This window comes from Flagellimonas yonaguniensis (genome assembly GCF_029193885.1).
GTDB lineage: Bacteria > Bacteroidota > Bacteroidia > Flavobacteriales > Flavobacteriaceae > Flagellimonas > Flagellimonas yonaguniensis.
Genome location: NZ_JARFVB010000003.1, coordinates 329,089 through 341,876 on the forward strand (window position 1 = coordinate 329,089; position 12,788 = coordinate 341,876).

Here is a 12,788-nt window from a genome sequence, read left to right on the forward strand (position 1 = left end):
GCGAATAGGTTTTATTGTATTCCGTTTGTTTATTTTTTGTTTCGCGACTAATCCAACACATTTTATTTTGATAAATTTTACTTCTTATCAAAAAATGAATAGTATGAATATCAATTAGATTTCCTCATCAATAGTTTCATCAATTTTATCTAAGTAAGTTTGAAGGTTGATCGCTGGAACCGTACCAATAGCTTGTTGTAAGTATCTAGTCAGTTGCATAAAGAACGTTACTAACGAATTTTCCTCTTTGCTAAAACGTAATTCACGGAACTTTCTATTCTCATAGAATTCGAGATATTTATCCTGACCAGTTTCTTTTATTTCTTCTGAAGGTTCATAATCAACAAAGAAAGCCCCATAGTCCGCTATACAACCAATATCAATACTTTTAAGCCCTTTTTGTGCCTTGAGATGACCTTCTATCGTCCTATTATTTTTGTGCGTGTAAGAATTAGCGCTGCACAAAATTCCTCCAATAATTTTTGTCAATGGTCTTGGGTCAAACTTTCGTCCCGAATTAATCATGTTGGTGCTTGTCCTTAGTAACCTTCTTACACTTTCAATTTTTTCCCCTGCATATTCAATATTTGACTTGCCATCTGAACTATCTCCAATATCAGGTTTTACTTCAAAAACTGCATAAACCCCCTCGGCCGGTATATAGTGAAAACCATTTTGCGAAAAAATAAATGGAGTAAACCAATTATCGTAGATAACCACATCAATTTGATGACTTGTATTTCCTTCGTGATCAATAACAATTGCCTTGTCCACACTATATCTGTTGGGCAAGTATTTCCTTAACCATTCTATCCATGCATTTTCAAGAGAGTCCCCCTTGGAACCAGGGTGTGTGATAAAATCACGGTTTGTATTTAACGTTGCATTCATTTGGGTTTGAAGCCCAGTAAAAAGAGACTTGATATCAATTCGTTTCATTTAAATTTCCTTTTAAAAGTATTAGTATCTTATGCACGTAATCGTGTCCAGGTTTAATTATTTCGTTCCACTTTTCATTGTGGCATTTCTTGAATTTCAATCCGCTACCACAAGGGCATTTGTGATTTCTTTCAGGCCATTTAGAGCGGGCAATCATTTCCAGCTCCTCAATAATTTTCGTGCGATCATCCAGACCAAGTTTTACTTCATAGTATTCCCATATTCCTTCATATCCATGTGCATATTCTCCATCAGGGTAAAATCCCTTTCTTTCACGGTAGGTTTCACGGGCCAAGTGCGGAACCAGTACTTTGTCCAGAAAGAATTTGAACGATATTCCGTTCTTGGAAACTACACGTTCTTCTGGAAGGACGGCTAGGCATAATGTATTGTCATGGTTGACGTGTCTGTCGGCAATCCTTGGAATTTTATTACTCGTTTCGATTACGCTTGGGAAACATCTTGGGAACGATTCTGGGAATTTAATCAACACCTCATACCGATCAATTTCTCCTTTTTCAGGATGGATCAATGGAATCTTACCCCTAACGCGTACGTATCCATCTTCCGTCACCCGTTGTAAATACGGGTATGATTTTAGGGCAGCATCAATATCTTTAATGACTCTACTCATTTAGAAATGACACCATGGTTTTTGAATTATTCCCGATCTAGCAATGTCCAAGGCAGCATCAGTTCTTTCCTCTTCATCTTCTTCAAAAAACTCATCATTCACAGGAAAGTAGGACTTGAGATTGTCACCAGATGATTCAATCATTTCGAGCATCTGTTTGATATCCCGCTGTAAGTCTTCCTTTTCTGAATCTGTCATTGTATTGGACACCACGTTGTTTGAGTTTGCAGGATCCTCCAGACGGATGGTTTGTATATTATCTCTGATATATTCCAATACCATTTCAAGCTTTTCCCAAATATCACTAGGGACGTCAGAACACTTTTCAAAAGCCTTAATTGTAATAAGTTCTACAAAGAATGATTTTACTCTTTTCTTGTTCTTATTTGATTTCCAAACCTTCAACAGTCTGATGATTTCTCTTTCGGAACTCTTGCCTTTTACAAGATCAATGTGCTTTTGGATATTGGTTTGGGTGGTACTCGCAGGTTCCAACAATTTTGGACGCACATATAAATTCAGTCTGTGGGTGTCCAAATAATCTTCGGCACTCAATTCTCTTCCTGGAACAATGTCCATTTGAATCTCGTCACCATCAATGAAGAATGTAATACCTGTTGATACTCGTTGCTTTCGCGTGGCATACGCCACCAAATCATCATCTTCAAATTCTTCATTGAAAAAATCAAAGACGGCATCTGCCATTTCTTCCAATGTATCAAAGGCATTGCGTTTAAATGGCTGACATATATCTAAGTCGAATTTGGTATTAATTGCATCATGCTTTGCGTATGATCCGGAGTTAATCGCTCTTGTCACAATTTGATCCTTAAACTTCTCAGCTAACGCGTCTTTTACAATTTCTCTCTTCTCAATGTAATTCTCCATCAGATCAGATACATGTTTCATCTTGTAACTTTCCAGCACTTGCTGGAGGTAGTTGTTTTTGTTTAAACTCATCTTTTTTACTTTTTTTTTGACTTAATTTTAATACTTATCTCTATTTTGGTATTAACCGAACATTTTCACTATTCCGGAAAACAAAGTGGATTTTATTAGAAAAAGACAAATACAGGTCGAATTAGATAAGATCTCAGAACAAGAGTGGGAAGAGATATGTAATCGATGTAAATCTTTTCTTAAAAAAAAGTTGTTCAATAAAACCAGCTTTGGAGCTCATTCAGAAAAAGAGCTTGGTGTACCCGCAATTGATTATTACTTTGAAGAGGCTGTATCAAAAATATTTGCTTTTGAATGGGAGTGGCAGTTTGAGAAGTACACGATTGTCCAACAAGTAATGAGAATTGCAGGTAGCTTGATATCAAAAAAGGTTGACAAGTATAGACGAAAAGCAGAAAACGGATTAGTTGAAACAGAATATAACGATGACATGGCTTATGATTTATTTGATGAGGTTTATGACGCCGGTATTGACGAACTCTTAGACTGCATTGAGAGAATAGTGAAAGAAGGGGATGAGTTTCTGCAGATGCATTGGGAATCTATAAAGGAAGGATTAAAGTCCAGCCAAATTGCGGAAATTATTGAAAAGCCGGTTAATTATGTATACAGGCAGAACGAAAAACTGATCTATCACGCTAAGACCAAATGCTTGACTAATCATGACATATAGACATGGAAGGTAAGAAGATACTAAATGTTATATCCTCTCTGGAGGTTGAAGCAGCACAAAAAATGCCCGTTAGTGAATTGGAGACATTTGATAATGTTAGAAGCATCATGTTTATAAGACGACAAAAGTTCCAGCAGAAGGTTCAGTTGAATAGAGAGAAGTACGCTATTCTCCTCAATAGCGTTAGTGATGCAGCTAAGGAAAAGATAGAAGCGTTAAAGAATCTTTCAACTGAAGCTCTTTTGACATTGATAAAGCAAAGAGATGTAAATTTTCAGTTCAGGAATCTTGAAAAACTTGATGAAAATCAACTGCGAGAGATACTAGAAGATCTTTATATGTTGGATGAGCTGAATGATGAAGAATAACCCTAGGAAATTAGCGCTGGAAATATTGACTAACTTTGGAATTGATAACCCAAGGGATGTAACCATTGAAGATGTAATCTACGCACTTAATATTCCATTGAAGTATTCAAAACTTACGAATTGTGATGGAAGAATTATCCATGGTGAGGGAAAGTCATTAATTGTCATAAATGACAGTATTGATTTTGAGACAAGACGTAACTTTACTTTAGCCCATGAGCTCGGACATTACCTTATGCACAGAAATGATCTTATACAACATGTGGATGATTCGGCTTCATTAGCTTGGTTTGATACTAAAAACAAAACAAAGATTTCCCAACAGGAAATAGAAGCTAATACTTTTGCAGCAGAAATTTTGCTCCCCACTCATTTGTTTACAGAAGAGGTATATAAGCAACCATTTGACCCTAATTTAATTCGAAGCATATCTGATAAATACAACGTTAGTCGATCCTCCATAATATACAGATTTGTTGAAATGGGTAATCATCCAATCTGCGTATTTTACACAAAGGATAACAAAGTGAGTTATTGGAAAAGGTCAAAGGATTTCAATTTCAAAATAAAAGAGTGCACCAGAATTCCCCCTCCTCATGATTCAGTTGCAGCGGAATTTTTTGATGATGGCACAATATATCCGTTAAATGAATCAAAACAGGAAATATCAAAGTCGACGTGGTTGGAGGTTAAAGAGGAATATGCGGATGATACTTTTTATGAGTATTGTCTAGTTCATTCCGGAACCAATCTAACTATAAGTGTTATTTGGGAGGATTAAAATATCAAAACTAATACTCAAGAAATTTGCGATTTAAAGGTTTCCAATTTTGGTTTTTTGGTGGTAATGACATACAACCCGTTTATATACCTAACTTTATTCAGCGTATACCGCCAATTTGGTCGGCTATGCACAAGTTTTTCAGTAAAATGAAAAAGCATAGCTTTTTTGTTCAATAAAGTTTGGAGGTGTTTCTAAATGCAATAATTTTCTAAAAAATCAGGAAGTGCCAAAAGATATAATCGTTATTTTTTATAATATTGATTGCGATTATTGACCTTAATTACTTCTAAACTGCCTTCGTCTACCAGCCGCCTTAGAATTGCTGAAACATTTGATGAAGATGATACTACACCAAAATCTTCTTTTAATTTGATAACGACTTCACTGTTATATCTTGGTTTTTTAAAAAAACCTTGATTTATGGATTCAATAATCCTTGATGTTAATCTTGTTTTTTCCTTTCTTGTTGAAGAAAGGCCAAATCTGGGCTTAGATCCAACATTAAAATCAAGAACATCTTTAGGTTGAATGTTGATTGCTAGACATATTTCAATAAAATAAGACAAAGAAGTTTCTTCCCCAGATTCTACATCCGAAATTTTTTTATAAGTAAATCCGGTCATTTCAACAACATCTTCAATTTGGAGTTTTTCTTTCTCCCTTTGCTTTTTTAACCGTTTACCTATTGCTTTTAGTGCACTTGTCTTCTTATATCTAGACATAAGTCAAAGTGAGCAATAGAATCAGAGACAAAAAATTACATATAATATAATTTTGTCTTTTAATTCCAATTGTTTATGTTTGGAGTTAGAAATATATTTGCGATACTTCGTGTAAAACATTTGAAGCAATCGCTTTGAATCTCTCGCTAGAAAACTGGTAATTTTTGCACTAGAGATGATAAGCAGATTGGCTCACGACCCGGGCGTGAGCTCTTCTTATCAGTGCAAGGTATACCAGTACCGCTAGCGGGTAAGTTGAGTTTTCACGCCCAACTTTTTCTTAGCGTTTGATTTCTTTTGCTTTTCGAGGCATCGTCCAACCAATGGTTTATGGGAAACAAAGGGCTTGTTTTTTTTATAGAGCATTTATCATCGGTCAGTTCCAGTTCTAGAGCGGGCCTGACCCTATTTGATATTCTCTTTAAGAAAAAGCCCAAGAATCCCATTTGATCCATTCATGACTATAGTTATGGGATACACGAAACACTTTTCCGGTTCACGATATCCTTTGTCCCATAGCTTACCACATCCATTTTAAGGGCAACCGGCCCTAATACAATATCATAGTCATTTTCCATTTAGGAATCCGATTTCCAAGAGCCTATGCTACTTGGACAGGGTAGCCTATGTCCGAACCTTAATGCCCTTCAGGAAGTTACGGCTTTATCCTGACTTTTTGGACAGTGTGGCTAAAAACCTATGGGCCTAAGTATTGCCCATAGGAAAAAGCAATATCTAACTCACGCTTTAATCAAAAGAACTCAAAACAATGAAGAACTCATCAATACATCTAAACAGGACCAAACTGTTCCTGTTCCTATATCTCCTCTTAGCTCCCCTACTCCACCAAAAACTAGTAGCTGGAGGAACCTTTGACCTACCACAAAATGCCATTTCTGGTACCATTATCGATATGAATGGGTCGCCATTAGCTGGTGTTAACATAAGGGTACCATCCACCAACCGAGGAACCATTTCCGATATGGACGGCACCTATAGCATTCAAGCTGGCCCCAATGACCTATTGGTCTTTTCCATAATAGGCTTTAGGACCTTGGAAGTCCCCATCGATGGAAGAAATACCATCAATGTCCAAATGGAAGAGGATGTCACCCAGTTGGGCGAAGTGGTCCTCAATGCTGGCTATTATACCGTTTCCGAAAAGGAACGGACAGGAAGTATCGCCATCATCAAATCAGAAATCATGGTAAAACAGCCTGTGGCCAATCCACTGGCGGCCATGCAGGGACATCTATCGGGCGTCAACATTGTCCAGACCACAGGGGTGCCCGGAAGTGGCTTTTCGGTAGAGGTCCGCGGCCGCAACTTCCTTAACGGAGTTACCGACCCCCTCTACATCGTGGACGGCGTACCTTACGGTTCCCAGTCATTGGCGGCCCCTCGTGTCTCCACGGAAATCATCGGGAACATCAGTCCCCTGAACGCCATCAACCCCAATGATATCGAGAGCATTGAGGTATTGAAGGATGCTGATGCCACCGCCATCTACGGTTCGCGTGGGGCGAATGGAGTGGTATTGATTACCACCAAAAAAGGAAAGGCAGGCAAAACCCGCTTTGATGCCCATTTGAGCACCACATTGAGCGGGGTTTCCAATTTGCTGGACTTGATGAACAGCCAACAATATTTGGAAATCCGTAGGGAAGGCATTGACAATGATGGGCTTACCCCGCTATTGGAAAATCCCGCCCTTGACGGGTTCTGGCCCGATATTACGGTATGGGACAACAATCGTTATACGGATTGGCAAAAGGAATTGATCGGGGGTACCGCCTATCGCCAGAACGCACAGCTTTCCGTTTCCGGGGGCAATGAGCTGACCCAATTCTTGGTCAGTGGCGGTTATTTAAAGGAGACCACGGTATTTCCCGGGGATGCCAATTACAGAAAGGCGAGTTTGAACAGTAATCTGTCCCACCGATCCAACAATGGGAAGTTCAAAATCAACTTTTCGACCAGTTACACCCGAGAGGACAACCAGTTGCCTGGAGCAGACTTTACCCAGCAAGCCTATTCCTTGGAGCCCAATGCCCCTGCCCTGTTCGATGAGGAGGGCAACCTGAACTGGGAGAACAATACTTGGGACAATCCCTTGGCCGCATTGGAGGAGGAATTTGTAGCTGCTACGAATACCATTATCTCCAATGCAACTTTATCTTATGCCATAGCGCCCAATTTGGAACTAAAGTCCAGTTTGGGCTTTACCCGCTATCGATTGGACTCCTATGCCACCAATCCCAACACGGCCAGAAACCCAGGTCTGGGACTCACACCCCAAAACTTCTCCAACCTGACCACCAATGCCTCAGAGCGGGAATCATGGATTGTGGAGCCACAACTCAACTGGAAGAAGAAATGGGACAGACTTTCGCTGGATATACTGGTAGGTACCACCTTCCAACAAGAAAGTTCCAGTCAATTGGTACTTAGGGGCAGGGGGTTTCCCAACAATGGATTGATCAAGAATTTGGCCGCTGCCCAGTCCTTGGAAATCTTTTCCACCTCCGATGCCGATTATCGCTACAGTGCGCTCTTCGGTCGCATCAACCTAAAGCTGTATGACCGATATATCCTGAACCTTACGGGCCGTCGCGACGGGTCATCCCGCTTCGGTCCGGGAAGGCAGTTCGGAAACTTTGGTGCCGTGGGCCTTGCCTGGATCTTTTCAAGGGAAGCCCTCTTTAAGGAAAGCTCCTTTTTGAGCCATGGAAAGCTTCGGGGCAGTTATGGCATCACGGGAAGTGACAATATTGGGGACTATCGTTATTTGGACACCTACAATGTCTCCGGGGAATCCTACGCAGGCACTACCCTTTTGGAACCCTCAGGCATATTTAATCCACAGTTTGGCTGGGAAGCCAATCGAAAATTGGAAGCCGCCCTGGAACTTGGTTTTTTCAACGACCGGGTTTTCCTCAACACCTCTTGGTACCGAAACCGTTCCTCCAATCAGTTGGTGGGGATTCCCTTGGCGGCCACCACTGGCTTTTCCCAATTAACGGGCAATTTTGATGCTGTGGTCGAGAACACAGGACTTGAAGTGGACCTGCGAACGGTCAATATCCGTTCCAAAAGGTTTGAATGGTCCACGACCCTCAATTTGACCGTTCCCAAAAATAAGTTGGTCGAGTTCGACAACCTTGAATCATCCACTTTTGCCAATCGGTATGTTATTGGAGAGCCCTTGACCATCGTAAAACTCTACAATGCCCTAGGTGTCAATCCAGAAACGGGCATCTATGAATTTGAGGACTATGATGGAGATGGGGAGGTCAGCAATCCGGGCGACTTGGAATGGATTGAAGATCTGGCCCCAAAATGGTATGGAGGTATGGGTAACACTTTCAGTTTGGGCAACCTGAGCTTGGATGTGTTCTTCCAGTTCAAAAAGCAAAGGGCCTATAATGCGGTTCGTTTTGATGCCACTCCCGGGTTCAAGGGCAATATCCCAGTTGCCTTATTGGACAGATGGCAACAGCCCGGGGATATCGCGACCTATCAGCGTTCTTCCAGTGGTTTCACAACGGTCGAGGATCTGGGTGCCCGCCAGCAAAGTAGCAATGCCGCGGTCTCCGATGCCTCCTTTCTCCGTCTCAGAAACATTGCGCTGAACTACAAACTACCCACCATGGAGAATGGGTTGGATATCAATGTATACCTGCAGGGGCAAAACCTATGGACCTTGACCAATTACTACGGGCCAGATCCAGAACAACCCTCAAGCACGCGCTTGCCCCCGCTAAGACAACTCACTTTAGGCCTACAAATCAGTTTTTAATCAAATCCTTTCAAGATGAAAAAAATAGATAAAACAACATATCATAAAAGGACAACGATAAAGTCCCTTATCAAAGACACTATTTTCTTTAGACCCTATCACATCCTTATCCTGCAATGCATGTTGCTTTCGGGATGCACTGATTTTGTGGAAGTAGATCCGCCACAGAACATTCTCATAGCCGAGACTGTATTTGAGGACTCTGCCACGGTGGAATCCGCAATGGCCAATCTGTACTTTAACATGAGGGAGCAGGGCATGGTATCGGGAAACTTTGGCCTGACCCCTACCCTTGGCATTTATACCGATGAACTGGACTATTATGGATTCAATGTGGATCTGGCCCAATTCTACAATCACAATATCATTGCCACCAACAATCGAGTGGAGCTTTGGTGGAACCAGGCCTATAACCTGATTTACGGCGCCAATGCCATCATTGAAGGCGAGGAGTCATCCAAAGCCTTGAGCAATTCCGAAAGAAACAGGTTCAAGGGAGAGGCCCTTTTCATTCGCTCCTACATGCACAGTCAATTGGTTGGGCTATTTGGGGACGTGCCCTATATCCAGACCACGGATTATCAAGAGAACAATAGGGTTTCGCGATTGCCTGAATCTGCGGTGTACGACCATATCATTATGGACTTGGAAGAAGCCGTTGGGCTCTTGGAAGGCCAAGAACCTGTTACGTCCAACAAGGTCATTCCGGATGCCTATACGGCCAAGGCGCTATTGGCCAGAATGCATTTGTACGTCGGGGATTGGGCACAGGCTGTATCCTATGCAACGGATCTCATACAGAACTTTCAATTGGAAACGGATCTGGACCGTGTATTCTTAAAAGCGTCATCAGAAACCATTTGGCAGCTACAGGCCGATGATCAATTTCCCATCAATACAAGTGAAGGAGGCACATTGACCATTGAGTTGGTGCCGGGTCAGACCTATGCCCTTACAGAACAGCTGTTGTCGTCTTTTGAAGAAAATGACCTTAGGTATGAGGAATGGACCGAACCCATCTCGGATACGGACAACACCATTACCTTCTACTACCCCCATAAATACAAGGCCGATTACAATGAAACGGAATCCTTGGAATATTCCATTTTGTTCCGAGTGGCCGAACAGTATTTGATCCGGGCAGAAGCAAGGGCCCGTCTGGGAGATCTCATTGGGGCCGCCAACGATCTCAATCGTATCAGGGAGCGGGCAGGTCTTGCTGCCACGCAAGCGAACACCCAGACTGAACTGTTGGAAGCTATCCTAAAAGAACGGCAGCTGGAACTATTTACAGAACAGGGACATCGTTGGTTCGACCTTAAACGCACCGGAAATGCGGGAACCCTATTGGGAGCCATCAAGCCCAATTGGAATGAAACGAATCTAGTACTACCCATACCAGAATCCCAATTGGAACTCAATCCAAATCTACTGCCGCAAAATGCAGGCTATTAAAACAAAAAACACCAATAACAGGACCTTGTCTTCCAACACGGTCCTGTTCAATGGTCAATTCAATAGTAAAACATAATGTAGGATGAAACATATCAAGTTACCCCTTATGCTGTTATTCCTATTCTTTGGGCAGTTTGAGGCTTCCCCGATTAATTTGGAAATCAAAACAAACCTAGATAGTGATCACAGCCCTGTTTTTTTTACCACGGAAATCGTAGGGGAGCAATTATTCCTCAATATTCCCGATAATCTATTGGACCAACCCATACTGTTCAACTGCAATAAAGGAAGGTCCTACAGCTATATGCAAATAGCATGGACCCGTCATAGGGATAATATCATATTAAAGTCACTTAGTGTTCCATCTACTTCAGGGGTTATTTTGCCCGTGGTAACGGACAGGACCTTGATGGACAATGTACTGGCTATTTTTCCCTTGGAACAGCAACAAAGTGAATCCAAGGGATACCGCATCGATATCACCGATTTAATCTTGAACAAGATTGTCGAATGGCCCCAAAATCTTGGCGTATCCTTTGGCCCCTCCATTCCTGATATCTCATTTGTAGAGGATAGCAAAGACCGTGACAACGAGGTAATCATCAAAGTTCGAAGAGGAATGGTCTCTAAAAAAGAAAAGGTATCCTTTCCCATGTATTTTGGCTTTTCAGCGTTGCCCGAACCCATGAAATCAAGAACGCATGATTATCGAATGGGTTACTTCAATGAGGATTACATGGGCATCCCTCAAGGCATCCACGTTAGGGGGACCCATAATAGCAAGGCCAATATCATCAGGTGGCGACTGAATAAAAAATATAGAGACAAAAACCTCAGTGTCCCCATCAAACCCATTACCTTTTTGTTGTCTCCTGAAATTCCTAAAAAATGGCGCCCCTATGTAAAAGCGGGAATCGAGGAATGGTTGCCTGCATTTGAGACTGCAGGCTTCAATGATGCTATACGGGTGATAGAAACCGATAGTTTAAGTGAATGGGATAAATACAGTGTTAATACCAATATAGTTTATTGGGGACAGGAGCGATATTTCAGGAACCCTGATGGAGAAGAGTACGGTGGTACTGTACGATGGGTAATAGATGACCGAACAGGCGAGATTTTAAAAGGGGATGTTTTTTTGAACGCTTCCCGAGAGACCCTGGAGGAAAGGTATTTTATTCGGGCAGCTCCCTTGGATAAAAGGGCTCGAAGCTTTCCCTTCCCTGATGAATTGACCGGACGGTTGTTCCAAGCACTGACAGCCCATGAAACAGGACACGCCCTAGGTCTTAAAGATGGGAATTATGGAGAGTACAGTTATAGTGTCGATCAAGTAACTGATCCGAACTGGTTGACCACTATGGGCCATACCCCAAGTGTCATGAACTATACCAGGCACAATAGTATTCCACAACCCAAGGACAATATCCCTCCGAACTTATTGATTCCCAAGGTCGGTCCTGCAGATCATTATTCCATAACATGGGGTTATCGGGAGTTTCCATCAGGTACTACCAAAGAGGAAGAATCTCAACTTTTGGAGGCAATGATTCGTTCACAGGATTCGATTCCTTGGTATCGTTATAATGACTCACAGTTTGAGGTCATTGGCCCCGCCAGAACAGATGAAGTGGTCGAGACCCACGATCCCGTGCGCAGTACCTCCATGGCTCTGCGGAATGTGGAGCGCGCCATCACCATGATACACAGTGCCACCTTGAATGAAAAAGGCAACGCAAGATTGTTCCGTCTGTACAACAAATCCGTTGTTTTATGGTACGATCATATGAAGCATGTTGCCTCGGTCATCGGTGGCTATGACTTGCAATATAAATCCTTGGGGCAGCCTGGAAATATGTTCGACCCCATTGCATGGAGCAAGCAGGAAAAAGCCATTGATTTTTTGATTCAAAATGCATTCCAACCACCAAAGTGGTTGACCGATCCCGATTTTATGGTAAAGGTGAGGTATACCACCTTTCCTGATAAGGTCTCAGAATACCAAATCAAGTTAATGACCGAATTATTGCTGGCCCCAAGGCTCAAACGATTGGAATATATGCAAGGGCTGATGGGCAACAATCTATTGGAGCAGTTTCTGGTAAAAGTACAGGAAGGCCTATTCACAAATCTGGACAACGAAAAGGACCTCTCCCCACGGATGCAGGAACTCCAAATGGCCTATATTGAAAGATTGGGTGCCATTCTAAATATCGAAACTTCGGTCTATAATTCAGATGCACAGCTGATAGACTATACCGATTATGCAAAAGGACTATTGTCAGAGCGATTGTTGGAACTAAAAACCAAATTGGAAAAGAAAGTAAACAAAGGACGGCGAACACAAGTGAATGGGCATTGGCTTTTATGCCTTCAAAAAATCAACACAATCCTCCCTTGAGTTGAAGAGTTTTCCCTTAGCAAAGTATACCAACACTAATGCATGGGAGATGT

General features: G+C 41.9%; 10 protein-coding genes. 6 read left to right on the plus strand and 4 right to left on the minus strand.

Features of this window, described 5'->3' with window-relative positions:
- Positions 1–114: 114 nt before the first annotated feature.
- The 3 genes from PY092_RS07875 to PY092_RS07885 are packed head-to-tail and all read right to left on the minus strand — an operon-like array spanning position 115 to position 2,533.
- A complete protein-coding gene (locus tag PY092_RS07875) occupies positions 115–939 on the minus strand; it encodes a DUF6602 domain-containing protein (protein ID WP_275615296.1) in 825 nt (274 codons plus the stop codon).
- Entirely contained in the window at positions 926–1,573 is a 648-nt protein-coding gene (locus PY092_RS07880) for an SEC-C domain-containing protein (protein ID WP_275615297.1), read from the minus strand. Before PY092_RS07880 ends, PY092_RS07875 begins: the two co-directional genes overlap by 14 nt.
- Positions 1,574–2,533 carry a nucleotidyltransferase family protein gene (locus PY092_RS07885; RefSeq protein ID WP_275615298.1) on the minus strand — a complete coding sequence of 320 codons (960 nt, stop codon included), beginning with the start codon at positions 2,531–2,533 and terminating at the stop codon, positions 1,574–1,576.
- A gap of 85 nt (positions 2,534–2,618) precedes the next feature.
- Here PY092_RS07885 and PY092_RS07890 point away from each other — a divergent pair, with 85 nt between their 5' ends.
- Genes PY092_RS07890 through PY092_RS07900 form a run of 3 tightly spaced genes read left to right on the plus strand, consistent with a single transcriptional unit; the run spans position 2,619 to position 4,355 of the window.
- A complete protein-coding gene (locus tag PY092_RS07890) occupies positions 2,619–3,206 on the plus strand; it encodes a hypothetical protein (RefSeq protein WP_275615299.1) in 588 nt (195 codons plus the stop codon).
- A 2-nt stretch (positions 3,207–3,208) separates the two neighbouring features.
- Positions 3,209–3,574, plus strand: coding sequence for a hypothetical protein (locus tag PY092_RS07895; RefSeq protein WP_275615300.1), 366 nt, complete (start codon positions 3,209–3,211; stop codon positions 3,572–3,574).
- A complete protein-coding gene (locus PY092_RS07900) occupies positions 3,561–4,355 on the plus strand; it encodes an ImmA/IrrE family metallo-endopeptidase (RefSeq protein ID WP_275615301.1) in 795 nt (264 codons plus the stop codon). Before PY092_RS07895 ends, PY092_RS07900 begins: the two co-directional genes overlap by 14 nt.
- A 245-nt stretch (positions 4,356–4,600) precedes the next feature.
- Here the strand turns inward: PY092_RS07900 and PY092_RS07905 are convergent, their stop codons facing one another.
- Positions 4,601–5,080, minus strand: coding sequence for a helix-turn-helix domain-containing protein (locus PY092_RS07905; RefSeq protein ID WP_275615302.1), 480 nt, complete (start codon positions 5,078–5,080; stop codon positions 4,601–4,603).
- 769 nt (positions 5,081–5,849) lie between these two features.
- On the opposite strand from PY092_RS07905, the gene PY092_RS07910 reads away from it, so the two are divergent.
- From PY092_RS07910 to PY092_RS07920, 3 genes are all read left to right on the plus strand, one after another.
- On the plus strand, positions 5,850–8,879 hold the full coding sequence (locus tag PY092_RS07910) for a SusC/RagA family TonB-linked outer membrane protein (RefSeq protein WP_275615303.1): 3,030 nt from the start codon (positions 5,850–5,852) through the stop codon (positions 8,877–8,879).
- A gap of 15 nt (positions 8,880–8,894) precedes the next feature.
- On the plus strand, positions 8,895–10,334 hold the full coding sequence (locus PY092_RS07915; protein ID WP_275615304.1) for a RagB/SusD family nutrient uptake outer membrane protein: 1,440 nt from the start codon (positions 8,895–8,897) through the stop codon (positions 10,332–10,334).
- An 82-nt stretch (positions 10,335–10,416) separates the two neighbouring features.
- Positions 10,417–12,735 (plus strand): zinc-dependent metalloprotease, encoded by a 2,319-nt coding sequence (locus PY092_RS07920; protein WP_275615305.1) that lies wholly within the window; start codon positions 10,417–10,419, stop codon positions 12,733–12,735.
- Positions 12,736–12,788: the final 53 nt, after the last annotated feature.

What these genes read in the sequence shown, in the direction of transcription:
- PY092_RS07910 (WP_275615303.1), top strand. Translation starts at nt 5,850, where the DNA reads ATGAAGAACTCATCAATACATCTAAACAGGACCAAACTGTTCCTGTTC.
- PY092_RS07920 (WP_275615305.1), top strand. Translation starts at nt 10,417, where the DNA reads ATGAAACATATCAAGTTACCCCTTATGCTGTTATTCCTATTCTTTGGG.
- PY092_RS07875 (WP_275615296.1), bottom strand. Translation starts at nt 939, where the DNA reads ATGAAACGAATTGATATCAAGTCTCTTTTTACTGGGCTTCAAACCCAA.
- PY092_RS07880 (WP_275615297.1), bottom strand. Translation starts at nt 1,573, where the DNA reads ATGAGTAGAGTCATTAAAGATATTGATGCTGCCCTAAAATCATACCCG.
- PY092_RS07900 (WP_275615301.1), top strand. Translation starts at nt 3,561, where the DNA reads ATGATGAAGAATAACCCTAGGAAATTAGCGCTGGAAATATTGACTAAC.
- PY092_RS07885 (WP_275615298.1), bottom strand. Translation starts at nt 2,533, where the DNA reads ATGAGTTTAAACAAAAACAACTACCTCCAGCAAGTGCTGGAAAGTTAC.
- PY092_RS07915 (WP_275615304.1), top strand. Translation starts at nt 8,895, where the DNA reads ATGAAAAAAATAGATAAAACAACATATCATAAAAGGACAACGATAAAG.
- PY092_RS07895 (WP_275615300.1), top strand. Translation starts at nt 3,209, where the DNA reads ATGGAAGGTAAGAAGATACTAAATGTTATATCCTCTCTGGAGGTTGAA.
- PY092_RS07905 (WP_275615302.1), bottom strand. Translation starts at nt 5,080, where the DNA reads ATGTCTAGATATAAGAAGACAAGTGCACTAAAAGCAATAGGTAAACGG.